The organism is SAR202 cluster bacterium (assembly GCA_016872355.1).
In the GTDB taxonomy this organism is placed as follows: Bacteria; Chloroflexota; Dehalococcoidia; order Lucifugimonadales; family VGZY01; genus VGZY01.
On record VGZY01000039.1, the window covers coordinates 1 to 26131 of the forward strand.

Here is a 26131-nt window from a genome sequence, read left to right on the forward strand (position 1 = left end):
ATTGCGGACACCGTTTTTGGGGGCCATGGGCACTCCTCAAAAACTTGATGATTTTTCAAAACCATGGTAGCCGCCTTACAAAGCCGTTGCCAGTCCATAGGATCACACATTTTTTGCAAATATGCCCAAAATGACAAGACGGACCATTCGGTCAAAGCAACAGCACTCTAAAATCACGTCATAGGAGCGATTCCCCAATGCTGAAGTTGAGCATGCAGATACGGCAGCTGCCCGACAAGCCGCTTGAGCCGCAGATTGAGCAGGCCAGGGAGCTTGGTCTGGACACGATAGACATCCACGTGGGCGGGCTGCCTCGCGACCCCGAGACGGCGTTGAAGTACAAGAAGATGTGCCTGAAGGCCGGGTTGCCCATCGGCTACCTGGGCTCCGGCGGCGGGTACGACGGCGCGCCGGAAGAGTTCCGCAAGGGCATCGAGCGAGACAAGGCGGACGTGGACTCCGCCGTGTTCCTGGGCGCGCCGATGATCCGCCTGATGTCCGGCAGGCCGAAGCTGGACGACCCCAACCCGGAGAAGACGTGGGCGCAGATGGTGTCCGGTTTCAGCGAAGTGGCCGACTACGCGCTGGACAAGGGCATCTTCCTGGGCATACAGAACCACCCGCCGCCCGCGGCCCCTCGCAGCTCGGACATCCTTCGCATGCTGCTGGACGTGAACCGCCCGAACATGACGCACATCCTGGACTCCGGCCAGTGGTGGAACTCCATCGGCGCGCACCCTCGCGGCGTTGCCAAGGAGCCGAAGGTAGACATCTACGAGTTCATGGAGCAAACCGCTCCCTACGCCTCCTCGGTCCGCATCAAGGTCTTCAAGATAGACAGCGGGCGCGAGGAGTGGCTGGACTACGACCGTATTCTCAAGATACTCAAGCGCGTGAACTACAACGGCAGCCTGTGCATCTGCGTCGAAAACCAGGTCAAGACGATGACCGAGCAGGACGCGCTCAGGCTGGCCGTCAAGCAGCTGCGGGAGCTGATGGCGAAGTACTAGGGACAATAGTTGGTAGTCAGTAGTTGGTAGTTGGAAAGCAGCAGGATCAAAGTTCCTGACTGACTACCGACTACTGACTACTGTCTTGAAAGGACCCTCATGGCTATCAAAATCGGGATGCTGTGCGACTTTTTCAAGCCGGGCGAGAAGCCGAAGGCGGTCGATATATTCGAGTGCCTGGAGCTTGCCAAAGATCTGAAGGTCGACACGGTAGACATGGACTTCAAGCGTGGATTCACCTCCACGGACCCGGCTTACCTGATGAGCGTAAAGCGGCAGGCGATACGGTACGGGCTGCCCATCGGCTACGTGTGCTCCGCGCTGATCATGGGCGGGACGGATGAGGAGGCGGCGCCGCGGGTGGCGCAGGCGAAGAAAGACGTGGACATGGCCGTCTTTATGGGCGCGTCCATGACCCACGTGTACGCCTATGGCGGGCACCAGCCTGACGGGACGCCTGAGTACGAGAAGGGGTGGGCGGCGATTGCCCGACGGTGCCGCGAGATCGCGGACTACGCGAACGAGCGCGGCATCTCCGTGGGCGTGCAGAACCACAACAGCGGAAGCTGGCTGGCAGACGAGAAGACGGTCGTGCGCCTTATGAACGACGTGGGGCGCGACAACTTCTTCCTGCACCTGGACACGGGCCAGTGGAAGGACAGCATAACCACCCAGCCCCGCGGTGTGGTGAAGAACCAGGCGGACCCGATGGTCCACGAGACGTACATCGCGAAGACGCTGAAGTACGCCCGGCATACGCGGGCGAAGATGTACAACCTGGCCAGCGGAACCGAGAAGTACATCGACTACCGGAACGTTGCGCGGATACTGCGCGCGCAGAACTTCAACGGCGTGATGACGATTGTGCTGGACAACGAGACTATAGACACGATCTCGGACATCGACATGGTCCGGCGCGCGGTTCCGTACTTGAGAGGGTGCTTCAGGCAGTAGGGAGATAGGCTGTGGCAATCAAACTTGGCGGTTTCAGCCAGTTACGACATCCCGAAGATCAAACGAAGGATTTCGAAGTCCTCGATTTCCTTGAGCTGGCGCGGGAGCTGCGGCTGGACGCGGTGGACTTCCACCTCGCCAAGGGGTTTGCCTCTACGGATAAGGGTTACCTTTCCAGGGTCAAGGCGAAGTGCGTGCGGTACGGCCTGCCCATAGGGTACGTGACATCCGGGCTGTTTATCGGAGGGCCGGAGGAGGAGGCCGCGGCGAAGGTGGCGCAGGCGAAGGCCGACGTGGACGTCGCCGCGTTCCTGGGCGCGCCGATGACGCACCTCTACGCCCGCGGCGGTGAGGCGGCAGCAAGCACGCCCGGCTACGAGCAGGGGTGGGCGCAGATCGTGCGCCGCTGCCGCGAAGTGGCCGACTACGCCGCCGGGAAGGGCGTAATCGTGGGCGTGCAGAACCACGACGGCGGCAGCTGGGTCGCCGTCCCAAAGACGATCAATCGCATCCTCAAGGACGTGGACAGGAGCAACTTCGTCCTGATTCTGGACACCGGCCAGTGGACGGACGGGATCATGACGAAGCCGCGCGGGGTGCCAAAGAACGCCAACCCCAACATCAACGAGGAGTACATCGCCCAGACGGTGCACCACGCCCGCAACGTCCGCGCGAAGATATTCAACCTGGACAGCGGCAGTGATCCCTACCTGGACTACGGCCGCATCGCCGGCATCCTGCGGGACGCCGGGTATAACGGGACCGTCTCACTCGTCATGAACCCAGACGAATCGCGGCTAACCGACGTGGAGCTGATGCGGCGGTCAGCGGCGCTGGTTCGAAAGTGCTTCAACAGGTAGGAGGCGTTCCGTGATCAAGCTTGGCGTATTTGCGTACATGCAGGACAGAGCCGTTCCCGGGGCGCATATCGATACGCTCGAGCTCCTGGACTTTATCCGTGACCTGAACGTTGACACTATCGATCTGTTCCTTGGGCGCGGGCTTAGTTCCACCGATCCCGGCTAACTGAGCAAGGTCAAGTCCAAGTGCCTGCGCTACGGGCTGCCTATAGGCTATCTCGCCTCCGGCGTCAGCCTCGGCGGGACGGACCAGAAGGCCGTAGCAAAGCTGGCGACGGCCCGGCGCGATATTGACGTGGCCGCGTTCATGGGCGCGCAGCTCGTCCACGTCTTCGCCCGCGGCGGGGAGGCGCCACTGGACTCGCCCGAGTACGAGCCAAAGTGGGCGCAGATCGTGCGGCGGATGCAGGAGATGTGCGAGTACGCAGAGAAGAAAGGCATGGCGGTCGGCGTGCAGAACCACAACAACAGGAGCTGGCTCATGCGCGGCGAGGGCGTGCTCCGGCTTCTCAAAGAGGTCAACCGCGAGAACTTCACCTTCATCCTGGACACCGGCCAGTGGCAGGGATCCAAGGGCTCGGACCCCCGCGGCGTAGTGAAGGACCAGAGCAACCCGGACGTCCATGAGGAGCACATCGCCCTCACCGCACCCTACGCGGCGCACGTCAGGGCGAAGATGTACAAGCTGGACAGCGGCGTGGAGGAGTTCCTGCCCTACGGCCGCATCGTGAAGATAATGCGCGGCGTGAACTAAAACGGCACAATCGGAATAGTCCTTGAGCACCAGGGGAAGCAATTCGACGACAAGGAGGCGATGCGCCGCGCTGTGCGTCACCTCCGGGACCTGCTGACGAAGGCCGGGTGACACGGTAGCTTTGCTGCTCGCCCTCCCTCACACAGTTTGCCTGCGTTGTGCGATAATTTCCCGCCGTGCGGTCCGCTGAAGCGGGCCGTTTCATTGCACGGCGCACAGCGCTAGAAAGGTTGTCGCAAAGATGGGACTCTTTGACAAGGCATTTGGGAAGAAGGAAGAGGGGCCGATCAACTTCAGCCAGCAGGAGGCTTTCTCCGCCGTCTGCCTGCTCGCGGTATCGGCCGACGGCGTGGTGGAGAGCGACGAGGTACATCGGATCATCACCAACCTCGTGGAGAAGAGGCTGTTCCGGGGCTACAACATGGACAGCCTGGCGAGCATTTTGAACAACAGCGCCAAGCTGATCCAGCGGCGCGGCGCGGCCCCTGTGATGGAGGCGGCGCGGAAGGCGCTGTCGCAGGACCTGCGCGAGACGGCGTTCGTGCTAGCCACGGACCTGGTGCTGGCGGACGGTTACGTTGACCCCAAGGAGAAGGCCTTCCTGGAGGAGTTCCATAAGTCGCTCGGCATCAGCGACGAGCTGGCCGTCAAGATTGCAGAAGTGATTGTGATCAAGAACCGCAGCTAACCAGCAGTTAACTAAAGGAGCACGCGCATGATTATCGACTCTCACGTCCATGTGTGGACCAAGGACACGGCGAAGTTCCCGATGGACGGCAAGTTGCCCGAGGCCGATGCATCCGCCGAGACGCTGATCAAGCTGCAGCAGGAGGCGGGAGTCGATAAGGCCGTCATAGTGCAGCCCCGCAACTACATGTGGGACAACAGCTACGTGGCGGACTGCGTGAAGCGCTTCCCCGAGCGCTTCACGGCGATCGCGCTGATCGATCCCGCGTCCCCCGAGGGGCCGGCGACGCTCGAAAAGCTCTATAAGAAGCAGGGGTTCACCGGCGTCCGCCTCCAGCTCGGCTGGGCGAAGGACCCGAAGGAGAACTCCGACAAGAACCGCGACCCGTTCTGGAAGAAGGCGGGCGAACTCGGCGCGGTGCTGGGCCTCCTGGGCTCCGGCCTGGACCACTCCTGCGTGGAGCCGATAATCGAGCGCCACCAGAACGTCAAGGTCGTCCTGGACCACCTGGCCGGCCTGTCCATCGAGGAGCAGGCGCCGTACATGAACAGGAACAGCGTTATGCGCCTGGTGAAGTACCCGAACGTGTACGTGAAGGTCTCACTTCTGCACAACAAGTCCAAGCAGGACTACCCCTACAAGGACACCTTCGCGCTCACAAAGGCGCTGTACGAGACGTACGGCCCGCAGCGCCTGATGTGGGGCACGGACTTCCCCAGTGTCATGGCCAAGTGCGGCGTTGCCAAGTCGATCGAGACGGTCAAGCAGATGGACTTCCTATCGGCCTCCGACAAGGAGTGGCTGTTCCACAAGACCTCCGAGAAGGTGTGGAGCTGGCACGGGCCGAAGGGAGCGGGGAAGAAGAAGTAGTCGGTAGTTGGTAGTAGGTAGTTGGCCAGAAGAACATGCGGCTGTTGGATTGGCCAACTACCTACTACTAACGACCAACTACTTACTTCGCGAACTCGTCGTAGATGGCCTTTGAGACCTTGCCGAGGCGGGAGTCCATGTCCGTGCCGTCGGTGCTTCGTTTGACCATGAGGGCTATCGTGTACGGGCCATTCGGGCCCCAGACGATGCCGACGTCGCAGCGCACACTCCATACGCCGCCCGTCTTGTGGGCGTGCACCGTGCCCTTCGGCAGGTAGGCCGGGATAACGGTCTTGAGCTTCTGCCGCTTGAGGGTCTCGATAACGCCCTGGCTGTACTCCTCGGGCATAATCTCGTTACGGTACACCATCTCCAAGAGCCTGATCATATCGGAAGGGGAAGACACGTCTGACCTCTCCTCATTCAGCGCGTCGCAGTCCTTGTCCACGTCCCATTTGATCTGCTTTTCGTGAACGCGCCAGAAGCTCTCTGTCGAATCGTCTACCTTCTTCTCTCCCACCATGTTGAAAAGGAGCTCGCGAGTTGACATTGGGGTCTTAGTCTTCGTGAGGCCGAGCCGCTGCATTGTGGCGTTCAGGTTGTCGCGGCCGACGAGGTTGTAAACGATGTCGGTGGCGGTGTTATCGCTGACTATGATCATCAGCATTGCGGCATCCTTCACGGTAAGCGAGAGGCCGTTGTCCAGCTCGCGCATGACGCCGGAGCCAGGGACGCGGAGACGGTCTTCCAGAGTTATCCGCTTCGCAAGGTCGATCTTTCCTTCGGACGCCTGCCGGTACAGCTCCACAAGGACGGGTACTTTCAACGTGCTTGCCGTGAAGTAGATATCATCTGCCTGGTAGCGGAACTCCTTGCCGGTCACGAGGTGTTTAGCTGCCACTCCCACCTGCCCGTTGACATTGGCGATAGCGGCCTCGATTGCGTTAGGCATTTTCCGGTCCTTCCTTGAGTTGCCAGGAGGGCAAGTAGTGAGCGATAGATTCGCCGGGCGCGGGCTTCCTGGGCCGAGCCGAGGCCATTATAGGCCAGCCACGCCATGCTGTCACGCCTTGACGGTTGGCTAGCAGACCAATATACTGCGTGCCAATGTCGATTTTCCCCGGTATGGAGGAGACTTCAACATGTTCAGATGGCTCAAGAAGCGCGGCATTCAGTTCTGGTTCTGGGTGGCGTGGATCGTCAGCTTTTTGGTTGGCGGCATCATCATATTCGGCATGATCGGCGCGCAGGCGGGCTTCTGGCAGAAGCTGAGGTCCGGTCCCCCGGACTTTGAAGTGACGATGGCGGGCCCGGCGACGCTCGCCCAGGGCGCTGAGGGCACGTATGTTGTTACGATCAAGAATATTGGGCGAAGTGAGGGCGCGGGCAACACCCCTACGATCACCTTCCCCGACGGCATGACAATTAACGGCGTGGTGCCCGGCAGCCCGGCATGCACAACCACGGGCCAAGAGATCGTGTGCCGCCTCGGTTCCCAGGTAGCCGGCGCGCAGGGTAGCGTGACGGTGAGGGCGACGGCGGCCTCTGCGGGCGCCAAGACCATAACAGCATCCGTACCGGTGTCCGCGAAGACCAGGGACACAGATGCCGAGGAGATCGGCACGAACAACACCGCAACCCTGACGACAACGGTCCAGTAGCGACGGCATTTTCGACATTGAAGAAATGGCCCCGACGAACGTCGGGGCCATTTCTTGTTTTCAGCTTGACGCACCGCATGCCCGCCCGTATACTCCCGCCGAGATGGAGTGGAGAGGAATCTCTATGGACCCCAGAAATCAGTTCGCAAAGGGCCTGCTGGTGTTGCTGGCAGGGGGCATAGTGATCGCCCTGATCAGTGTTGCCGGCATTTTGATGACAGACTTCTAACAGGAGCATTCCATGTCCCGGCTTCCGAAGTCCGCCGCCGATCTTAAGACCGGTCTGCCCGATGTTACGTCTACTTTCAACCTCAAGGCGCTTGAGGGGCAAATTACAATATACCGCGACAAGCTGGGCATCCCTCACGTGAAAGCCCTGACGGCGCACGATGCGTTCTTCGGGCAAGGCTTCGTGACCGCGCAGGACCGCCTGTGGCAGATGGCGCACGACCGAATGTGGGCGTACGGCAGGTGGGCGGAGTACGCGGGCCCTTCCGGCGTGGGGCAGGACACGCTGCTCCGCAAGCTCCGCATCCTGGACTCTGTGAAGGCCGACTATGCGTCTGCAAACGCGGAGACCCGCGCGATGGTGGAAGCCTACGCGGCCGGCGTTAACGCGTTCATAACGACAACGAAAGCGCTCCCGGTTGAGCTTGGCATCGTGAATGCCGCCATGGAGCCGTGGCAGCCCTGGGACAGCATGGCCGTCTTCAAGGTGCGCCACATCCTGATGGGGTTCATCGAGAACAAGATGTGGAGGGCGGGGCTGGTCAACGTTCTCGGGCCGGAGCGCGCCGCAAAGCTAATTCCCAGCTATTCCCGCGGCGGGCTTCTGATCGTGCCGACCGGGGCAGAGTACGCTGGGCCGTCTGAGCGCCCGGCCATGGACGCAATGACAACAGCAGGCAACATGGATGCCGGCCTCGCGGCGGCGCTGGAGCAGTTCACGAAGGGCGCGGAGCCCATTCGGTGGATGGTGGACCCCGACTCCGGGAGCAACTGCTGGGCGGTCCACGGAAGCAGGACTGCGTCCGGCAAGCCGATAGTCGCGGGGGACCCGCACAGGCCGTTCGAAGCGCCCAACCCCTACTACCAGAACCACATCGCAAGCGACGAGTTCGACGCGCTGGGGCTGTCGTTCCCAGGGGTGCCGGGCTTTACCCACTTCGGCCACAACGCCCATGTGGCGTTTTGCGTCACGCACGCCGCGGCGGACTACCAGGACCTGTACGTGGAGCGCTTCAAGAAGGGAGCGCCGGACCTGTACGAGTTCAAGAGAGAGTGGAAGAAGGCGGATGTGAGGCGCGAGACGATCAAGGTCAGGGGCGGCAAGGACGCGGTGATAGATGTGACCATGACTCATCACGGCCCCGTATTCTTCGGTGACCCCGCGAAAGGGCACGGCATAGCCTTCAAATACACGGCCACAGCCGAGCCCAATACTACTTTCCAGGCAATCCGCAAGCTCATATGCGCCCGCAAGTGCGACGACGCCAACCAGGCAATGCGAGACTGGGTGGACCCCGGGCACAACTTCGTCACGGCCGACGTGCACGGCGATATCACCTACCTGACGCGCGGCCGCCTGCCGATTCGATCGATGGACAACGCGTGGCTGCCCGTTCCCGGTTGGGACGGGAAGCACGAGTGGCAGGGATACGTGCCTTTCGAAGAGATGCCGTACATGTCAAACCCTGAACAGGGCATGATCGTGACCGCGAACAACCGCATCATCGGCGAGCAGTACCGGCACTTCATCTCGTTCCAGTATGCGGCGGAGTTCCGTGGCCGCCGCATATATGAGCGGCTGAAGACGATAAAGAAGGCGACAGCAGCGGACATGGAGGCGGTGCACGGCGAGCGGAAGTCGATGCCGGGCGAGCGCTACGCAAAGCTGATCAGGGATGTGAAGCCTAAGAGCGTTCTTGCCCTTCACGCGAAAGACATTCTGAAGTCCTGGGAAGGCGACATGGAGCGCGACTCGGTAGCGCCGACCATCTATAGCGCCTTCCGCCGGAGCCTGGATTTGCGCATCCTCAAGCACCTGCTGGGGCCGCTATACGAGGAGGCAATGGCCGCAGGGGGCCGCGGCGCCCCGCAGCACGTGACGCAGCTGCGCGGCGTCTTCTCCGAGATGGCGGCCGCCGGCGACACGACGTTTCTGCCGCCGGGCACGGACTGGAAGTCGCTGATGGCGGACGCGCTGGAAGAGGCGGTCCAGTACCTTCGCGGGAAGCTCGGTGACGATATCGACACGTGGACGTGGGGACGCGTGCACGTGCTCAAGCCGCAGCACAAGCTGTCCGTCGCCTACCCCGAGCTTGCGCCGTTGCTGGACGGCAAGCCGGTCGCCATCGGCGGCGACGGAGATACGCCTCAGAACACCGGCCACAACATCATGAAGCCCTTTGCAGTGGCGAGCGGCTCGATAGCCCGGTACGTCTTCGACACCGCGGACTGGGACAATTCCCGCTGGGTGGTGCCCACCGGCGTCTCCGGCCACCCCGGCAGTCCGCACTACACCGACCAGGCCGACACCTGGGGCCGCGTGCAGACGTTCCCCGCGCTGTTCAGCTGGGAGCGGATTGCCAGGGAAGCAGAATCGAAGCAGGTCCTTACCGTGTAGCCCGCGCGATTCATCGCGCCTGTCTTGCTCGCCAGCGTCTATTGATTACTACACGAGCGCGATGAATCGCGCATGCTACAGATACTCAGATACTCCAGGAGTCTTCTATGCCCTCCCTCTACCAGGGGTCCCAGATACAGTACGACGTCACCTACATGCTGAATGTCATGATGCCGATGCGCGACGGGGTGAGGCTGGCCGCGGACATCTACTTCCCTTCCGTCAACGGCAAGCCGGCGCCCGGCAAATTCCCCGTGCTGCTTGAGCGCACGCCGTACGATAAGGGCCTGGCCAAGCTCATCTCCAACGGCAAGTACTTTGCCAGGCGCGGCTACGTGGTCGTCAACCAGGACGTCCGGGGACGGTACGAGTCGGAGGGAGAGTGGTACGCTTTCGCCCGGGAGGCGCCGGACGGCTTCGACACGGTGGAGTGGCTGGCGAAGCAGCCCTGGTCGAACGGCAAGGTAGGCACAATGGGAGGCTCGTACGCCGGCAGCGACCAGTGCGCCCTTGCCACCCTCAACCCGCCCCACCTTTCGACAATGATCGTGGAGGTCGGCGCGTCAAACTACTACCACAGCTCCATGCGCCAGAACGGAGCGCTTGAGCAGCGCTTCCTCATTTACGCCTTCAGAATGGCGGTCACGAGCAAAGAGGCCAAGGCAGACCCGGACCTCCGGCGCGAGCTTATAAAGGCGTTCACGAAGGACATGCCGGACATCGTGAACTCGTTCCCGCTACGACAGGGGCAGACTGTGCTCCGCCGCCTGCCGCTATATGAGCAGTGGGCGATCGACGTGCAGAACCACGCGGACTACGACGATTACTGGAAGCAGCGCGGCTACGCGATCGATGAGTACTACGAGGAGCATGCGGACGTCCCTACCCTCTACCTGGGTGGATGGTACGACTCTTATGCGAGGAACACTCCTGACAGCTACATGAAGCTGAGCCGGATGAAGAAGTCGCGCCAGGTCCTGCTCATGGGGCCGTGGGTGCACGGGTTCTATGAGATAACGTATTCCGGCGATGTGGACTTCGGCATGAACGCCCACATCAGCCAGCGCGATATGCGCCTGGCGTGGTACGACCACTTCATGAAGGGAATGGACACCGAGGTTGCCGGGTGGAAGCCCGTCCATATCTTCACGATGGGGACTGGCACGCAGACGGTGAACAAGAACGACTACGAGAACCGCCTTGACCACGGCGGTTACTGGCGCCAGGAGCCGGACTGGCCATTGCCGGGGACGAAACTCACACAGTACTACATTCACCCGGACGGGACGCTTTCGACGAAGAAGCCCGCGAAGGCTGAGGCAGCGACAACCAACTACACTTTCAATCCGAGGAACCCGGTCCCCACAATGGGAGGCGGCATTTCGGCGGCTGACCAGGTCATTCGGCCCGGTGCCTTCGACCAGCGCGGCAGGCCGGACTTCTTCGGGATGAAGGACAAGCTTCCACTCAACATGCGCCCGGACGTGCTGAGCTACCAGACGCCGGAGCTTGAAGAGGACACCGAGGTCACGGGGCCGATCACCATGCACCTATGGGCTTCGTCTTCGGCCGTGGACACGGACTTCACCGCCAAGCTGCTGGACATACACCCGCCGAGCGCGGACTACCCGGACGGCCTGGCGATCAACGTCACGGACTCGATCATCCGCGCCCGCTACCGCAACGGCTGGGACAAGCCGGAGTTGATGAAGCCGGGCACGCCGTACGAGTTCGTGTTCGAGCTCTACCCCACGTCCAACATCTTCCGGAAGGGCCACAGGATCAGGCTGGATATAAGCAGCTCCAACTGGCCGCGCTTCGACGTAAACCCCAACACCGGCGGGCCGATAGGCCTTGAGCGCGCCTACCTGAGCGCCCAGCAGACCGTCTACCACGAGCCGGCGCGGCCGACGCATGTGGTGCTGCCAATGCAGCCGGGACGCGTCGACCGAGCGAAGTGATGGGAAATATCATGAGTTTGCAAGGGTAAGAGTTCGCGGGGCAGGTCTGGAGGTCACGAATGCAGATTCACTTGACGCCGGAGTCCGAGAAGTTCATCAAGTCCAAGGTGGATTCGGGCGAGTACGAATCTTCAAGCAAGGTCATTGAAGAGGCGCTCCGCGTGCTGGCAATACGTGAAAGGAAGCTTCAGGACCTCCGGAAAGCCATCCAGGAGGGTCTCGACAGCGGTCCGTCTACGCCGATGGATATTGAGGACATCATTCGCAGAGGTCACGAGCGACTTAAAACACGCGTGTCTGAGTCAGGCTAAAACGTCAAAATACGGCCCATCGGCAGTGCGGACGTTGGTCACGCCTTGATTACGGCTTGTAAAACAGCATGGGGATGGTGAGCTCACCATCCCCTTCGACTTTCCATATGCGCTCGCGTTACTGCGCGGGGTTGTACACCGCGCCCATGAAGAGGACGCTGCCGGTTGCGTCGTCGCGAATCAGGAACAGGAAGGGCCGGTCCGCGATGAAGCTGAACGGCGGATTGGGGTTGGCGGACGTGGCCGCCACTCCTATCGACGTTACCGCTGCCGCCTCCGTACCCACTTCGTTAACCTCCACTACCGCCTTGTGCTTGACCTCGCTGACATAGAGATGGGCGTCGCTCATGCCTGACAGGTCCGCGCGATCGGGGTCGAATGCGACCGCCATCCCCATATCTGAGAGAGCGTCGTTCAACTTCTCCTCGTATTCCATCTTGAACCGTGGTATGGACACGCTCCCTTCGCGGTTCCCGAACTGGCCCATCCATTCACCGAGGCTCTCTTCCGATAGGTCGTTCACAAGAGCTTCGAGACTCGTTCCCTCCTTCGGCAGGAATACGTACATTCCCACGTTGGTCTTCTTGTATGGCAGCTTCACTGCCTGGAACGCGCCGCTCTCCTGGTAAGAAAAGTAGCGTGTTTGCAGCATCATCGGCACTGTCACCTGCCCGCCACCCTGGAGGTGGTACGGCATCTCCCGCGTCAGTTTGCCGTCGAACTGCGTATCCCATGCCCCTTTGAAGTAGATTGCGTTGATGAGGTACATGACCATGTCGGCCGGTATCCGGTCGATGATCTGCGTTATCTTGCCGTTGGTGTTATCGCTCACCCACCCGTTGATCCTGCCGGCTGCGGCGGGGTCGTCGAAGTCGAGTACAGCCGCTTCCGCGGCGAAATGCTCTCGATTGGCGTCAATGAAGTCCTGTTTGAACTGGACCCCTTGTCTCGCCCAGAGCGAGTTTGCAATGTTCAGGGCAAGCTCCGGGTTCAAGGCGCACAGTGACTGGAGGAGCGCCAGATTGGCGTCATTGATCCGTTCCGGGCTCATTCCCTCGTAGCCCAGGGTCTCTGTCATTGCCTGTCGGGTCTCCCCGGAAGCACCGTTGTAGAGCATCGCCAACGCAACGGAAACGCTCAGCGGAGAGATGAACACATTCTCCCCGGGAGCTGAGTCGTGGAGCTCGCCGAACAGCTCCGCGCCGAAACCGGTGTTACCGCTGACCAGACTCGGGTCCACCGCGCCTCCCGCGCCCAGGTCGCAGTACTTTGGACTGGAGGCTTGCGCTGTGGGAGATGCAACCGGTGTGTTCTGCGCCTGGGGCGCGGAGGCTGGAGGCGTAGGGGCAGGTGAGGCGGACGACGGAGGCGTGGCGGTAGATTGAGTGGACGGGGCCGCCGGTGTGGCGCCGCTGCAAGCGGCTATGCCGAATGAGGCCAGACATCCTATACCTATCAGAGCGAGTTGTGTTGCCGCGACCGGTCTCATGAAACATCCTCCAAATTGAACAGCCGTAAAGAAGAGTCACACCTGATAGAACGACGTTAGAAGCTGAGCGATTGTTCCGAATACGACTTTCGCGCCACCCCTCGTACGTAGTGTACGCTTGAACTCGAAACGGGCTGACCATTATACTTTGTCACTTGTCGGCAGGCTGAGCTAATCGTTCCGGATATCGCACCTGTCTCAGGGCGTTGAACAAGCGGTCCTCAAGTGTTGATAATGGGTTGAATAGCGGTACCCAACGGAGATCTATGAACAAGATTAACGCATTTTTCTCAAAGGGCATCCCCAACCACTTCAAGCGGGCGATTGTCGCGGGCATTCTGGTTATGATCCCGTTGATCGTGACGTTCCTCTTGTTGAAGATGGTCTTTGAGTTCGTGGATGGCGTGTTGCAGCCGGTGCTCGTGAGGGTATTCGGCCGCGAGATCCTCGGCCTTGGCCTGCTGACCTTGATGCTGCTGGTGTACGTGGTCGGCCTCTTCTGGATAATCAGGATCGGCCGCAGAGTGATACGCACCATCCAGGAGCTCATCGTAAAGATTCCGATTATCGGAGCGGTATACTCGCCTGCGCGCAAGCTCATTGAGTCGTTCACCGGCGGCGATGGGATGTCCGGCTTCAAGCGGGTGGTGCTCATTGAGTACCCGCGTCAGGAGGTCTGGTCACTGGGCTTCCTTACCGGGGTTACTGAGGCGGTCCCCGCCCGCATAATGGGAATCGTATACCTCCCAACTGCCCCAACGCCCAACTCCGGCTATGTTGCCATTCTGCCCATCCAGCAGATATACGCAACTGATATGACCGTGAACGAAGCTATGGGTTTTGTGCTATCCGGCGGCATCACAAGCCCCGCTCGAATGCCGATGAAGGCGCTGGACGATGCAGAGATCGCCCTGCTCCGTAACAAAGCGACGGGCGGCCCCGTCAATAACCCGGACTCCGGCGCTTTCCAGCTACCCTTTATCAAGAAGACTGACTTGGGGGAATCGACCGGCCGCAACTAGGCCGCACTATCCAGAGCGCAGTGCAATGCAATGTTCCCGGGGGCGGACCTGACGGTCCGCCCCCTCTTTTTGCCGCGTACACCGCCCGCGGCGGCAGGTGTACAATGTCCGCGCTCCGCCCGTCAGAAGGGCATGAGCGTTAATGACCCTTTTGGGAGAGTGCGATGGCCGATCCTGTCAATACTCAGCTGGCGTACGACCTGCTCATCAAGGGGGGCAAGGTGGTGGACCCTTCCCAGGGTTTGAGCGGCATCATGGATGTGGCAATGACAGCCGGGAAGGTAGCCGCCATCCAGCCCGAGATACCTGCCGTCAATGCGCGGGAGACCCTTGATGCCACGGGGATGATCGTCACGCCGGGCCTCATCGATCTGCATGTGCACGCGTACTGGGGTGTGTCGTGCTACGGCATGGAGCCGGACATCGGCAATATTTCTCGCGGGGTCACTACAGCGGTCGATGCCGGGTCCGCCGGGGCGCGGACATTCCCCGGCTTCCGGCGGTACGTGATGGAGCGGGCGGACACACGCCTGTACGCGCTCATCAACATTTCATCCATGGGCATGATCGCGCCGCACATCCGCGAGGTGGACGACATGCGATGGCTGGACGTGAAGGAAGCGGTCCGGTGCGCGCTGGACAACCGCGATCTCATCATAGGCGTCAAGTGCAGGCCGTCCAACACCAGGGTAATTCACGACGACATCGAGATCATGAAGCGGACGACAGACGTTGCTGAAGGCATAGGCGGCTTCGTGATGGTGCACGTGAAGACGACGACGCACTCCCTGGACGTGCTGACGGCGATGCTGCGCCCCGGCGACGTGGTGACGCATGCCTTCCACGGCGCCGTGGAGGGCGGCATACTGGACAAGGACGGCAAGGTCATCGAAGGGTTGCGGGCGGACCAGAAGCGAGGGGTGATCTTCGATGTGGGCCACGGGAGCGGCAGCTTCTCCTTCGCCGTGGCTCAGAAGGCACTGGAGCAGGGCTTCGACATAGGCAACATCAGCAGCGATCTCTGGAATGACAACTTCGACAAGAAGGTTTTTGACCAGGTGACTACCCTTTCGAAGTTCCTGAACATGGGGATGACCCTGGAGCAGGTGGTGAGCCGGTCCACGGACATAACCGCGCGGATAATGAAGATGAAGGGGCGTATAGGGACGCTCAGGCCGGGGGCGGAAGGGGATGCTTCGATACTCGCGATGGACGAGGGGGACTTCACGTTCCACGATTCCGGCAACAAGGTGCTGAAGGGCACGAAGAAGCTGCGGCACGCGAAGACGGTGAAGGGCGGCAAGGTGTACAGGCCCTGGCTGAAGCCGACAGGGTAGAGCCTTTCTGTAGCCCGCGCGATTCATCGCGCCCGGGTTGTGGACAGGCACAGCTGGCGAACCAAACAGGCGCGATAAATCGCGCGAGCTACAGATACGACGAGCCAAGCAGTTCCAATTCTACGGAGGTTTTCCATTGCCACCCAGATCCTGGGGCGACATTTACACCGGGCTTGGAGTGCGGCCGGTCATAAACGCAGGCGGCAACACAACCGAATGGGGCGGCTCGTGGGTCTCCCCGAAGGTGCAGGAGGCGATGGTCCGCGCGAACGAGAGCTGGATATCGATGGGCGAGCTGCTTGACAAGGCGGGCGAGCGCATAGCCGAGCTGCTTGGCACGGAGGCTGCGTTTCCGACGGCGGGGTGTTATAGCGCGATGGCGCTCGCCGCCGCAGCCTGCATCGCGGGGAACGACGCCGAGAGGAGACGAAGGCTCCCGGACGTGTCGGGACTGAAGCACGAGATAGTGATCCTCAAGCCGCAGATGACCGGCTTCGCGCGAGCGTACACGGTCTGTGGCGGCAAGCTCGTTGAAGCAGGGTCCAAAGAGGGCTGCTCCGTCGCGGACATCGAGAAGGCGATTGGGCCTAACACGGCAGGAATCTCTTACTACGTGCAGGAAGACTGGCCGGCTACGATTCTGCCATACGCCGACACCGTCAAGCTGGCACACAAGCACGGCCTGCCGGTCATCGTCGACGGCGCGTCGCGCAACTATCCCCTGGACTTCTTCCGCCAGACCGCGCAGACGGGCGACCTGGTCTGCTTCTCCGGCAAGTACCTCAACGCACCGCAGTCCATAGGCTTCGTTACAGGCAAGAAAGACCTGGTGCAGGCCGCGCACGCCTCGGGCTTCCCGTTCGGCCGCAGCATGAAGGTAGACAGGCAGGAGATCGTCGGGCTGGTGGTGGCCGTGGAGGAGTGGTTCTCGATGAACCACGAAGAGCGATTCATGGTCTACAACCGCCGCTTCGACGTGATCGAAAAGGCGGTCAAGGGGCTCGCGAACGTAAATGAGGCGAAGGTTGTCCGCGTCACTCGCTTCCCGGGCGTCACGCTCCACGTCACGCTTAACACCCAGCGCCTTGGCAAGGACGCGCAGTCGGTCGTGAGGGCGCTGGACGCCGGCAACCCGCGCGTCCGCGTGCTGCTTGGAGGCCCGGACACCCTCAACGTCAACGTCCACTCGCTCGCGGACGGCCAGGCAGAGGTGGTGGCGGAGAGGCTGCGGGCAGTGTTGGGATAGGCAGGAAGTTGTTTGTTAGTTAGTCGTTGGCCCGATCCCAACAGCCAACTTCTAACAACCAACTCTCACCCCATGTACGGCTTGTAGACCGCCCCGGCCTTGACCGTCTTCACGTGGGTGAGGCGCTGCTTCGCCTCTACCTTCTTGCCCGGGTACCAGCGGGTGTTCCCCACCTTCGTCCAGTCCAGTATGCGGTCCACGAATGTGAAGTTGCCGTCCTCGACCTTGAAGATCGCGGCGTCGCCCTCAGCCCCGGGCTTGAGGGTGCCCAGCGTGGCGCTCTTACCCAGGATTTTCGCAGCCGTGGTGGTGGTGCGGTGGACGACGTCCTCCACGGACAGGCCCAGGTACATGAACTTGGACATAACCGTGAGCAGGTCGTGGACGGGGCCGTTGACGCTGCCGGTGTGCAGGTCTGTGCTGATGTTGTCCGGCCAGAGTCCCTGGCGCATCGCATTCTCGGCGGTGAAGAAAGAAAAGCCGCCGCCGCCGTGGCCGACGTCGAAGATGATGCCGCGGCGCTGGGCTTCGAGCAGTCCCTCGCGCAGGCGGCCCGTGTCCTCCACCAGCCCGTCCTCGAAGCCGTGGAAGGAGTGAGTGACGACGTCTCCGGGCCGTAGCATTGAGCAGAGCTCCGCCAGCGGCGTCTTGTGGTTGGAGATGTGCATCATGATGAAGCCGCCAAAGCCCTCGGCCGCCTCCTTGGCGCGGTTCATTACTTCAAGATCGTTCTCGGCGGCCATCTGGCGGCCCATGCGTATCTTGATGCCCACCACCATGTCTCGGTTCTTGCGCGCGCAGGCGATGGCCTGGTCCACCTCCGCCCACTGCATGTCCATAAGCTCACCGATCTTGTTGTCCGTGATCAGGCCCATCGACGACAAGTGCAGCAGCGCGAACAGCCGCGTCTGCGCGGGCTCCATGATGAACTTGCGGAAGGCCGGGAAGGTGCGCGCGCCGGACGAGCCGGCGTCCACGGCCGTCGTGACGCCCTTCGCGATGTGAACGGGGTCCGGCATGATACCCCAGCCGGAGACGCCCCAGTAGGCGTGAACGTGCAGGTCGATAAGGCCGGGCGATACGATACACCCGGTAGCGTCGAAGGTCTCGGTTGCGAGATCCGATGAGATGCTCTCCTCAACCGCGGCTACCTTGCCGCCCACGAATGCAACGTCGCGCTTGCCGTTCACTTTGGCATAGGTGTCTATGACGTGGCCGTTCTTGACGATGAGGTCATATTGCTTGATAGCCATTGGAGGTCCTTGAGTTTGTTCGTTTTGTCGCCGTACATGATATATGGAAAGGCCGTCACCCGGTAGCTGGCACGATGGAACGCCCGGGCCGCGGCTGCTATAGTTTGGAGCAGCGAAGCCAGGAAGGCCGGTGAGAACTACATGACGCTCCTTAATCGTTTCTCGGGCGGGCAGCTTGACGCCATTTGCGGCGCGCTTACGGAGACGGCCTACGCCATCTCCGGCAACGAGATTGCCGACCTTCTGGCCAAGATGGGCATTCAGGACCCCACGCCTTTCATCGAGAAGCGCAGGCGGCTCTTCAACGCGCTGCAGCAGAAGCAGGAAGGACCCGAGGCAGGTAAGGTTGTCATGGCCTTTGTGGAGAGGGTTATGGACCCTTCAGCATACGGGGCAAGCCGCTCGACGTTCGAACACCGCCGCGACGCGCTGGTGAAGGCCATGGCGCCGTTCGGCTACACACTCACGGAGCATGGCAAGGTGCGCCTGACGGGCGGCGCCGGCCGTACGCCGGCGGAGGTAGAGGCGGCGGCGTCCAGGCTCCAGTCCGCCCTTTCAGCCCGCGGCGTCTACCCGGCAGTTCTGCGCCACTGCCGCCCTGAGCTTATGACGGCCGACTGCTTTCCTGTGGTCATGGAGGCCGCCAAAGCAGTGTCGGACAAGGTCAGGGTGCTGGCGGGGGGTGGACGCGGACGGCAGCGCGCTGGTGGACAGGGCCTTCGGCACGGGGACCCAGGGCAACCCGGTCATCAGATTCAACAAGTTCGATACGGGCGGCGAGCGCAGCGAGCACGCCGCCTTCGCGCAGGTGCTGCGCGGATTCCTCACCGCCTTCCGCGATATCGCAATGCACGGGCCGACGGCGAAGTGGACGGTCGAAGAGGCTGAGGCCATCGAAATCCTCACTCTTGCGTCCCACCTCCACCGCCGCCTTGACCGCTGCGAGAAGGCGAAGTAACCGCCTCTACACTACTTCGCCGCCGAAGCCGCGGCCAGCCGGGGCGTGAGGGCCGTCCAGAGGCTTGACGTACTTCATCTCGGGCGTGGACGTGCGCATGGCAAGCTGTCCGTTCACCTGCGAGTAAACGATGTTCTTGAGCCAGTTGGCGTTGTCCATCTTTGGGTAGTCGTGGCGGAAGAACGCCCCCCTGCTCTCCTTGCGCTCCAGGCTCCCCAGGATGAGTAGCTCCGCGGACAATAGCATGTTGTGCGCTTCCAGCGCCTTCGCATGCTCATAACCGTCAGCCACCTTGAAGGTCTTTGAGGCGTCCGCGATGCGGCGCATCTCCTGCAACCCCTGCCGCAGGCCGCGCTCGTCCTTGATAACCCAGGCGTATTTGTAAGTGGCCGATTTTATCTGCTTGATTGCTTCGTCCGGGGTCAAGCGCGCGGCCGTGCCGACTATGCGCGACACCCTCCTCCGGCTGGCGTCCACTGCCGCGTCGTCCAGCTTTGGCGGCGCCATATTCTGCACGGCCTGGGCGGCGTGAAGCCCGGCGCGCCGACCGTACACCAGCGTGATCATAGACGTGTACCCCTCCGGCCTGGCGACGCCGTACAGTCCGCCGGCGACTGCGCCCGCCGCGTACAGGCCGGGCGCGCTCGTTTCGCACCGCGCGTTGATACGGACGCCCCCAATTGCCGTGTGAGAGCGCGGGTACGATTCCACGAGGTCCTTACGAGGGTCGATCCCCGCGTCATTGAGCCGCTTCTCGATGATCGGCACATACCAGGGCTTGGGGCCGGCGCCGGCAAAGACTGGCCTTAAATCGAGGTAAATAGAGCCGTTCGGGGTCCCCCGGCCCTCCATGATTTCCCGGGCCACGGCGTAGACGAGCGGCTCTTTGGGAATTGATGTGTGCCCCTCGATACCGTACCGGGGCAAGAACGCCTCGCCCTTGGTGTTTAGAAACACCGTGCCGGTCGGCGCGCCGGTTGAGGTCGCCACAAACTGGGCGGCCTCCATATCGATCAGCTCAGCGCCGGCCCGGTACGCCGCCGCATGCCCATCGCCTGACTCCCCGGGGGAAACGGTCGTCGGCTCGAAGATCTGGCTGTACGTGCCGGTAGCAAGAATGACCGCTTTGGCGTTTATGACGGTAAGCCGGTCCGACTTCATGTCCAGGGCGGTCGCGCCCACGACCCTGCCATCCGCCTTGACCAGGTCGACGAGGACATGGTCCTCCAGGATGTCGATATCCCGTCCCAGCACCTGCTGGACTAGGATGTCCATCATCGCCATTCCCGGCGGGGAGCCGTACTCCGGGCCGGCGCCCGCGCCGCCAACGCCTGCGGCGTTTTCAACGACGGCGCTGCTCTTGAAAGTGAAGTTGCGCTTGTGGCTATGCGCGGCAGCATGGTACATCGCAATCGAGCCATCCGCGTTGCGCTCGAAGTCGATGCCCCATTCCTCCATCTCGCGCACACGGTCCGCCGTTTCCGTTATCAGTATGCGCGCCAGCTCCTGGTCTCCCAGGTAACCCCCGTAGGAGATAAGGTCGCGCAAGGACGCATCGATGGAGTCGCTCCGGTCTCCCCCCAAACCCACCACGCAACTCGTCCCCACATTCAGTGTGCAGCCGCTGTTGCCCAGTCGGCCCTTGATGAGCATCGTCACCCGCGCGCCCTGCTCCGCTGCTTCGATGGCCGCGCGGCACCCGGCGCCCCCCGCGCCGATAACAAGGACGTCCGTGGTTATGGCATCCGACATATCGCTTGCCTCCTGGGATTTCGGACACATTAACCCCCGTGTCTCCGGTTGTCAACAGCCATCCCCGAGGGGAATCTGGGCAGATACGGCGCCTGCTATAATGGGATGCGGCTGACCCCGGCGATTTGCGTCCCTTTCATTGACGAGACGCACCGGCAACGCCTTGCTCACCATCGAGAGGCGCCGAAACGCTAACTTTTTCGTCCCCGTCCACGTTGCTATCTACGTGTAAATCATCCACTAACCCAGGGCTGTTTACAATGCAAGAACTCAAAGGTAGACTGGCGCAGATCAGCGATCGCATTTCTGACTTTACGGTGCGTCTTTGACCTGGACTCCAAAGAGCGTGAAGTAGAGGCACTGGAGCATGAAAAGCTCGATCCCGCCTTCTGGACGGACTCCCGCAAGGCCCAGGAAAAGATGAGGACGCTCGCAGCGATGCGGGCAGAAGTTGATGACTTCAGGAACCTTAACAGCAGAGTGGCAGCTTCTAGAGAACTGCTTGATATGGCCGTGGCGGAAGGCGACACGTCCCTTTCCGACACCCTGTCGGCGGAAATTGCCGAGATCGCCCAGAAGCTGGACAGCCTCGAGTTCAAACTGATGCTTTCCGGCGAGTACGACCGCAGGAACGCTATCCTGGCGATACACGCAGGCGCCGGCGGCGTGGAGTCCCAGGACTGGGTTGGGATGCTGATGCGAATGTTCCTCCGCTGGGCGGAGCGCAAGGGCATCAAGACGGAGGTGCTGGACCTCTCGGAAGGTGAAGAGGGCGGCATCAAGAGCGTCACAATCCAGTTCACCGGGGACTACGCCTACGGGTACCTGAGGAGTGAGCGCGGAGTGCACCGGCTGGTGAGGATATCGCCATTCGACGCCGACCACGCCAGGCATACGTCGTTCGCACTGGCGGAGGTGCTGCCGGAAGCTGAAGAGGGCGCCGACGTCACAATCGATCCCAAAGACATCCAGATCGATGTCTTCCGCGCCGGGGGCGCAGGCGGTCAGAACGTACAGAAGACCTCCACGGCGGTGCGGATCACGCATCTGCCGACGGGCATAAAGGTTAGCTGCCAGAACGAGCGCTCTCAGCTCCAGAACAAGCAGATCGCCATGCGAATTCTGCTTTCCAGGCTCGTGGAGCGCCAGATGCAGGAGCGCGCCAGGGAGCTGGCAAAACTCAAGGGCGAGCATATCTCGGCCGAGTGGGGCAACCAGATCAGGAGCTATGTGCTTCACCCGTACAAGATGGTCAAGGACCACCGCACCGCCCATGAGACCTCGGACGCCGAAGGCGTCCTGGAGGGCGACCTGGACGGCTTCATAACTGCTTATCTAAAATCGACGATGGGCGAATAGGCCGGTCGGATAACAAGGGGATGGAAATAATGAGAAAAGCACTTTCACTGGTGTTTGTCCTGCTCGCACTGGGGCTTGTCGCCTGCGGGGACGACAGCAATGCCCAGAACACGCCGTCGGTACCGGGACAGGCAGCAACGCCGGCCCCCCAGAACCCTGACGGCGCGGGCGCCGTGAGCACCCAGGTGCCGAATATTCCCGCCGGAAATGAAAGCGCCACCGGCAGCGGCGTATTCAGGCGACTCTGGGCAGACCCCCCTACGCTTGACCCCCACCTGACCGGGGACACAACATCAGCCTTCATTGTCGTAGAAGTATTCAGCGGGCTGGTGACCCTGAATACAGACCTCCAGATTGAACCCGATATCGCCGAGAGATGGACGATTGGGAACAACGGCACCCTTTACACCTTCAAGCTACGTGACAACGTCAAGTTTCATAACGGCAAGCGCGTGACAGCCGCAGACTTCAAATGGTCCATCGAGCGCGCCGCCAACCCCAGGACCGCATCAACGGTTGCAGAGACTTACCTGAACGACATTGTGGGCGCCGAGGACTATTTTGACGGCAAAACAACTGACATAGCGGGCGTGAGGGTTATCGACGACCTCACCCTCCAGATCGAGGTTGACGCGCCGAAGACCTACTTCCTTGCCAAGCTCACCTATCCGACCGCCTTCGTCCTCGATCGCGAGGTGGTTGAGGCCGGCGGGCGCAACTGGTGGGTGAAGACGCCGGTGGGCACGGGCCCTTTCAAGATCACTGAGTACAGGCTGGGCGAGCGCATCGTCCTTGGCCGCAATTCCGACTTTTACAAGACCCCGGCTAACATCCAGTCGATCCATATGAACCTGGCCGGCGGACAGTCCATGGCCATGTACGAGAATAACGAGATCCACGTTACGGGCGTGGGCCTGTTCGATCTTGAGCGTGTGCTGGATACCAAGAACCCGCTCAACAAGGAGCTGGTGGTAGCGCCACCGGGCTTCGATATCTCTTACATCGGCTTCAACACAACGATGCCGCCGTTCGATGATCCAAAGTTCCGCCAGGCACTTAACCACGCCGTAGACAAGGAGCTTATAGCCACAGAGGTCCTTTCCGAGCTCGTCACACCCGCGTACAACATCCTGCCGCCGGGGATGCCTGGGTACTCGCCCGACATCAAGGGCCTCAAGCACGATGAATCGCTCGCCAAGAAGCTGTTGAGCGAGTCAAAATACCCCGACGCCTCGAACCGTCCTCGCATTGTGATCTCCGTCCCGGGCACGGGCGGCACGATCGGCCTCGACCTTGAAGTAATTATCGAAATGTGGAAGCAGGTCCTGGGCGTTCAGGTTGAGATACAACAGGTGGAGTGGGCCACATTCCTCGAGGACCTGGACGACCACAAGTTCCAGGCCTACGCCGGGCTGGGCTGGTCTGCGGACTACCCGGACCCCCAGGACTTCCTGGACATCCTGTTCCACAGCGACAGCGCCCTCAACCACGGCCAGTACAGCAATGCAGAGGCGGACAGGCTGCTGGAGCAGGCCCGCACGGAGCAGGACCCTGTGCGCCGCGTGCAGCTCTACAACCAGGCCGAGCAGATCCTGATAAGCGACGCCGCCTGGGTTCCCCTCTGGTTCACGGGCGAGCAGTACGCGCTGGTGAAGCCGTACATCCAGAACTACAGGCTGACGCCGATGATAGTTCCCAGGCTGCGCCAGATCGTGATAAAGAAGTAGGCGCGGCATTGATGCCGGAACGCAGATAGGCTAGTAGCACAAGCAGCCCTCCCCCAACGGACAGGGCTGCTTGTGATTTCAGAGGGGATGGGATATAAAGTGGTGAATCCGAACGCCGGACCCCTGGGGCGCGGCCCCGGGTCAGAGGGACGTTAGCCGATGCTGGCATATATTGTCAGGCGCCTGCTATGGCTGCCATTCCTCCTGATTGCCGTCTCGCTGGTCACTTTCACGCTCGCCACCAAGGGGCCGGGCGACCCTATCCGCGTGATGATGGGCAACCGGTACAACGAGGAAGTGGCCCAGCGGCTTCGCCATGAATTCGGCCTCGACAAGCCATTCCACGTCCAGTACGTCGATTACATTTCCGGTTTTGTCAGGGGCGATTTCGGCGAAAGCTACCGGTACCGCGGCCAGAACGTTCGCGACCTTATCATGCCCAAGATGTGGGTCTCCGCGCAGGTTGCGCTCGCAGCGGACGTGATCGCCGTCGGCCTCGGGCTGCCACTCGGCTTCTACATTGCCCACCGCCAGGGCAGATGGCAGGACCCCACGGCAGTCACAATCGCCCTCATACTCATGTCTATCCCGATCATGGTGACGGTGCCGGTGCTTCTGTGGGCGATGTGCCTGAAGCTAAGCTGGATACCGTGCTCAGGCTGGGGCGGCCTTTTCGACCTGCGTATCCTTATACCCGCGATTACCATGGGCGTACCGGGCATCGCCGGGCTGGCGAGGTTCATGCGCGCCAGCACGCTGGACGTACTGGGCCAGGACTTCATACGAACTGCCAAGGCAAAGGGCCTCAAGGGTCCGACCGTCGGCACGCGCCACGTCTTCCGCAACGCACTGATCCCCATCGTAACCATTCTTGCCGGCTCGCTCGGCGGCCTGATAGGCGGGGCGTTCATCATAGAGCGCATCATGGGCATTCCCGGCATAGGCGGCTTTGTGATCGATTCCATCTTCAACCGGGACTACCCGGTTATCATGGCCGTCACCATTATCGGCGCAACGGCATTCGTCATAAGCAACCTGATTGCGGACGTGGTCTACGCCCTCGTGGACCCGCGCATCCGGTACAGCTAGGGAAAAGGAGCGAGCAGCTTGGCGGTGCAAGAGCTGACGCTGGCGGCGGAAAAGAAGCGCTACAAGAGCAGGGGCCACCTTGCCCGCGCATTCGGACGCCTGATGCACAAGAAGATAGCGGTGGTGTGCATCGTCGTCCTGATCATCTTCTACGCCGCGGGGATATTCGCCCCGTGGATCGCCCCATACAACTATACCGACCTGGATTACACGGCGATCAGGAAGCCGCCGAGCTGGCAGCATCTGGCGGGCACGGACTTTGCGGGGAGAGACGTTTTTACGCGCGTCCTGTGGGGCATCCAGAACACCGTGATCCTGACGGCGGTGGGAATGCTGAGCGGCGGCCTGGTGATCGGCGTTTCGCTGGGCCTTATCTCAGGATACTTCGGGCGCAAGGTAGACTCGGTCATCATGCGCACGGGGGAGCTCTTCGCCTCATTCCCGGATATCCTGCTGGTGATCATCATCGCCGCCACGCTAAGGCCCCGAATCGTGACGCATGTGTACTGGCTCGAAGACCATACATTCCTGAATGGCCTTGTCAGAACAGGCATCGTGGACTATGCGGTGATTTCGCTGGCGCTGGTCAGCTTCGGCTGGATCGGCATGGCCAGGCTGGTGAGGGCGCAGATCCTGTACCTGAAGGAAACGCCGCACATCGAGGCGGCGCGTGCCATTGGGTCGTCGACTAAAAGGATCCTGTTCCTCCACCTTCTGCCGAACGCAATCAGCCCGATAATCGTCACGGTGACAATGGGCATGGGCGCAATGGTCGGCGCGGAGCTGGTGATAAGCTGGCTGGGCCTCGGCATCCAGCCGCCCAGGCCGAGCCTCGGGGTGATGCTGAACGAAGCCGGCAGCGTGAACGCCCTGAAGGCCGTCCCGTGGATGCTGATTGCGCCCGGGATAGTGGCGTGGACGCTCATGCTGGCGTGGAACCTGCTTGGGGACGCCCTGAACGACGTGCTCAACCCGAGAACGCGCTAGCTGTCAAGGGGCAGTGAATCTGTCAGTGTTTAGGGTGCAGTGATTTTGTCAGTACGGTTCGTCTCCATGGGTGGTCTGCAGCCGGCTTATGGGCGGTGGACTTAGCCGGATAGGGACTGAGTCCTCTCGCCCGAGGTTTCGGTTGAATTCCGGTGGGAGACTCCTGCGCTTCGGGTTTTGGCTGCTCACCGAGTGAAGATTGGGGATGAGAAAGGTC

General features: G+C 61.4%; 22 protein-coding genes. 18 read left to right on the forward strand and 4 right to left on the reverse strand.

Features of this window, described 5'->3' with window-relative positions:
• Positions 1-197 precede the first annotated feature (197 nt).
• From FJ319_09225 to FJ319_09250, 6 genes are all read left to right on the forward strand, one after another.
• Positions 198-1010 (forward strand): sugar phosphate isomerase/epimerase, encoded by an 813-nt coding sequence (locus tag FJ319_09225; GenBank protein ID MBM3934466.1) that lies wholly within the window; start codon positions 198-200, stop codon positions 1008-1010.
• A gap of 99 nt (positions 1011-1109) precedes the next feature.
• On the forward strand, positions 1110-1964 hold the full coding sequence (locus tag FJ319_09230) for a sugar phosphate isomerase/epimerase (GenBank protein MBM3934467.1): 855 nt from the start codon (positions 1110-1112) through the stop codon (positions 1962-1964).
• Positions 1965-1975: 11 nt separating this feature from the next.
• Positions 1976-2824: a TIM barrel protein gene (locus tag FJ319_09235; protein ID MBM3934468.1), complete on the forward strand. Its 849-nt coding sequence runs from the start codon at positions 1976-1978 to the stop codon at positions 2822-2824.
• 166 nt (positions 2825-2990) lie between these two features.
• The gene (locus tag FJ319_09240) at positions 2991-3578 is read left to right on the forward strand and encodes a sugar phosphate isomerase/epimerase (protein MBM3934469.1); all 588 of its coding nucleotides are present in this window, start codon (positions 2991-2993) and stop codon (positions 3576-3578) included.
• A gap of 241 nt (positions 3579-3819) precedes the next feature.
• Positions 3820-4266 carry a Tellurite resistance protein TerB gene (locus FJ319_09245; protein MBM3934470.1) on the forward strand — a complete coding sequence of 149 codons (447 nt, stop codon included), beginning with the start codon at positions 3820-3822 and terminating at the stop codon, positions 4264-4266.
• A 27-nt stretch (positions 4267-4293) separates the two neighbouring features.
• Complete coding sequence (locus FJ319_09250) at positions 4294-5136, forward strand: amidohydrolase (GenBank protein MBM3934471.1); 843 nt, start codon at positions 4294-4296, stop codon at positions 5134-5136.
• Between the two features lie 82 nt (positions 5137-5218).
• On the opposite strand, the gene FJ319_09255 is transcribed toward FJ319_09250, so the two are convergent.
• Positions 5219-6088: a serine hydrolase gene (locus FJ319_09255; protein MBM3934472.1), complete on the reverse strand. Its 870-nt coding sequence runs from the start codon at positions 6086-6088 to the stop codon at positions 5219-5221.
• Positions 6089-6278: 190 nt separating this feature from the next.
• Here FJ319_09255 and FJ319_09260 point away from each other — a divergent pair, with 190 nt between their 5' ends.
• The 4 genes from FJ319_09260 to FJ319_09275 all read left to right on the forward strand — a co-directional run bounded on the left by FJ319_09260 (position 6279) and on the right by FJ319_09275 (position 11695).
• On the forward strand, positions 6279-6797 hold the full coding sequence (locus tag FJ319_09260; protein ID MBM3934473.1) for a hypothetical protein: 519 nt from the start codon (positions 6279-6281) through the stop codon (positions 6795-6797).
• A gap of 241 nt (positions 6798-7038) precedes the next feature.
• Positions 7039-9423 carry a penicillin acylase family protein gene (locus FJ319_09265; GenBank protein MBM3934474.1) on the forward strand — a complete coding sequence of 795 codons (2385 nt, stop codon included), beginning with the start codon at positions 7039-7041 and terminating at the stop codon, positions 9421-9423.
• Positions 9424-9530: 107 nt separating this feature from the next.
• Positions 9531-11384 (forward strand): CocE/NonD family hydrolase, encoded by a 1854-nt coding sequence (locus FJ319_09270; GenBank protein ID MBM3934475.1) that lies wholly within the window; start codon positions 9531-9533, stop codon positions 11382-11384.
• A 59-nt stretch (positions 11385-11443) separates the two neighbouring features.
• Positions 11444-11695, forward strand: a complete 252-nt coding sequence (locus FJ319_09275; protein ID MBM3934476.1) for a type II toxin-antitoxin system ParD family antitoxin — start codon at positions 11444-11446, stop codon at positions 11693-11695.
• Between the two features lie 118 nt (positions 11696-11813).
• Here FJ319_09275 and FJ319_09280 read toward each other — a convergent pair whose 3' ends face one another.
• Complete coding sequence (locus FJ319_09280) at positions 11814-13184, reverse strand: serpin family protein (GenBank protein MBM3934477.1); 1371 nt, start codon at positions 13182-13184, stop codon at positions 11814-11816.
• A 266-nt stretch (positions 13185-13450) separates the two neighbouring features.
• Here FJ319_09280 and FJ319_09285 point away from each other — a divergent pair, with 266 nt between their 5' ends.
• From FJ319_09285 to FJ319_09295, 3 genes are all read left to right on the forward strand, one after another.
• Entirely contained in the window at positions 13451-14206 is a 756-nt protein-coding gene (locus FJ319_09285) for a DUF502 domain-containing protein (protein MBM3934478.1), read from the forward strand.
• 164 nt (positions 14207-14370) lie between these two features.
• A complete protein-coding gene (locus FJ319_09290) occupies positions 14371-15543 on the forward strand; it encodes an amidohydrolase/deacetylase family metallohydrolase (protein ID MBM3934479.1) in 1173 nt (390 codons plus the stop codon).
• Positions 15544-15679: 136 nt separating this feature from the next.
• Positions 15680-16789 (forward strand): aminotransferase class V-fold PLP-dependent enzyme, encoded by a 1110-nt coding sequence (locus tag FJ319_09295; GenBank protein ID MBM3934480.1) that lies wholly within the window; start codon positions 15680-15682, stop codon positions 16787-16789.
• Positions 16790-16854: 65 nt separating this feature from the next.
• On the opposite strand, the gene FJ319_09300 is transcribed toward FJ319_09295, so the two are convergent.
• On the reverse strand, positions 16855-18042 hold the full coding sequence (locus tag FJ319_09300; GenBank protein ID MBM3934481.1) for an amidohydrolase/deacetylase family metallohydrolase: 1188 nt from the start codon (positions 18040-18042) through the stop codon (positions 16855-16857).
• 625 nt (positions 18043-18667) lie between these two features.
• On the opposite strand from FJ319_09300, the gene FJ319_09305 reads away from it, so the two are divergent.
• A complete protein-coding gene (locus tag FJ319_09305) occupies positions 18668-19000 on the forward strand; it encodes a TIGR02391 family protein (GenBank protein ID MBM3934482.1) in 333 nt (110 codons plus the stop codon).
• Between the two features lie 6 nt (positions 19001-19006).
• Here the strand turns inward: FJ319_09305 and FJ319_09310 are convergent, their stop codons facing one another.
• Positions 19007-20782 carry an FAD-dependent oxidoreductase gene (locus FJ319_09310; GenBank protein MBM3934483.1) on the reverse strand — a complete coding sequence of 592 codons (1776 nt, stop codon included), beginning with the start codon at positions 20780-20782 and terminating at the stop codon, positions 19007-19009.
• A 230-nt stretch (positions 20783-21012) separates the two neighbouring features.
• On the opposite strand from FJ319_09310, the gene FJ319_09315 reads away from it, so the two are divergent.
• The 4 genes from FJ319_09315 to FJ319_09330 all read left to right on the forward strand — a co-directional run bounded on the left by FJ319_09315 (position 21013) and on the right by FJ319_09330 (position 25914).
• Positions 21013-22111 (forward strand): peptide chain release factor 2 gene (locus FJ319_09315; GenBank protein MBM3934484.1). Its coding sequence is split into 2 segments (ribosomal slippage): positions 21013-21063 and positions 21065-22111, totalling 1098 coding nucleotides; the frame shifts between segments, so codons are not numbered across the junction.
• A gap of 20 nt (positions 22112-22131) precedes the next feature.
• Positions 22132-23838, forward strand: a complete 1707-nt coding sequence (locus tag FJ319_09320) for a peptide ABC transporter substrate-binding protein (GenBank protein MBM3934485.1) — start codon at positions 22132-22134, stop codon at positions 23836-23838.
• A gap of 159 nt (positions 23839-23997) precedes the next feature.
• Positions 23998-24927: an ABC transporter permease gene (locus tag FJ319_09325; GenBank protein ID MBM3934486.1), complete on the forward strand. Its 930-nt coding sequence runs from the start codon at positions 23998-24000 to the stop codon at positions 24925-24927.
• 18 nt (positions 24928-24945) lie between these two features.
• Positions 24946-25914: an ABC transporter permease gene (locus tag FJ319_09330; GenBank protein ID MBM3934487.1), complete on the forward strand. Its 969-nt coding sequence runs from the start codon at positions 24946-24948 to the stop codon at positions 25912-25914.
• Positions 25915-26131: the final 217 nt, after the last annotated feature.

Excerpts from the sequence above, each read along its gene's own strand:
- FJ319_09225 (MBM3934466.1), top strand. The coding sequence starts at position 198 with ATGCTGAAGTTGAGCATGCAGATACGGCAGCTGCCCGACAAGCCGCTT.
- FJ319_09230 (MBM3934467.1), top strand. The coding sequence starts at position 1,110 with ATGGCTATCAAAATCGGGATGCTGTGCGACTTTTTCAAGCCGGGCGAG.
- FJ319_09245 (MBM3934470.1), top strand. The coding sequence starts at position 3,820 with ATGGGACTCTTTGACAAGGCATTTGGGAAGAAGGAAGAGGGGCCGATC.
- FJ319_09250 (MBM3934471.1), top strand. The coding sequence starts at position 4,294 with ATGATTATCGACTCTCACGTCCATGTGTGGACCAAGGACACGGCGAAG.
- FJ319_09255 (MBM3934472.1), bottom strand. The coding sequence starts at position 6,088 with ATGCCTAACGCAATCGAGGCCGCTATCGCCAATGTCAACGGGCAGGTG.
- FJ319_09260 (MBM3934473.1), top strand. The coding sequence starts at position 6,279 with ATGTTCAGATGGCTCAAGAAGCGCGGCATTCAGTTCTGGTTCTGGGTG.
- FJ319_09265 (MBM3934474.1), top strand. The coding sequence starts at position 7,039 with ATGTCCCGGCTTCCGAAGTCCGCCGCCGATCTTAAGACCGGTCTGCCC.
- FJ319_09270 (MBM3934475.1), top strand. The coding sequence starts at position 9,531 with ATGCCCTCCCTCTACCAGGGGTCCCAGATACAGTACGACGTCACCTAC.
- FJ319_09275 (MBM3934476.1), top strand. The coding sequence starts at position 11,444 with ATGCAGATTCACTTGACGCCGGAGTCCGAGAAGTTCATCAAGTCCAAG.
- FJ319_09280 (MBM3934477.1), bottom strand. The coding sequence starts at position 13,184 with ATGAGACCGGTCGCGGCAACACAACTCGCTCTGATAGGTATAGGATGT.
- FJ319_09285 (MBM3934478.1), top strand. The coding sequence starts at position 13,451 with ATGAACAAGATTAACGCATTTTTCTCAAAGGGCATCCCCAACCACTTC.
- FJ319_09290 (MBM3934479.1), top strand. The coding sequence starts at position 14,371 with ATGGCCGATCCTGTCAATACTCAGCTGGCGTACGACCTGCTCATCAAG.
- FJ319_09300 (MBM3934481.1), bottom strand. The coding sequence starts at position 18,042 with ATGGCTATCAAGCAATATGACCTCATCGTCAAGAACGGCCACGTCATA.
- FJ319_09310 (MBM3934483.1), bottom strand. The coding sequence starts at position 20,782 with ATGTGTCCGAAATCCCAGGAGGCAAGCGATATGTCGGATGCCATAACC.
- FJ319_09320 (MBM3934485.1), top strand. The coding sequence starts at position 22,132 with ATGGAAATAATGAGAAAAGCACTTTCACTGGTGTTTGTCCTGCTCGCA.
- FJ319_09325 (MBM3934486.1), top strand. The coding sequence starts at position 23,998 with ATGCTGGCATATATTGTCAGGCGCCTGCTATGGCTGCCATTCCTCCTG.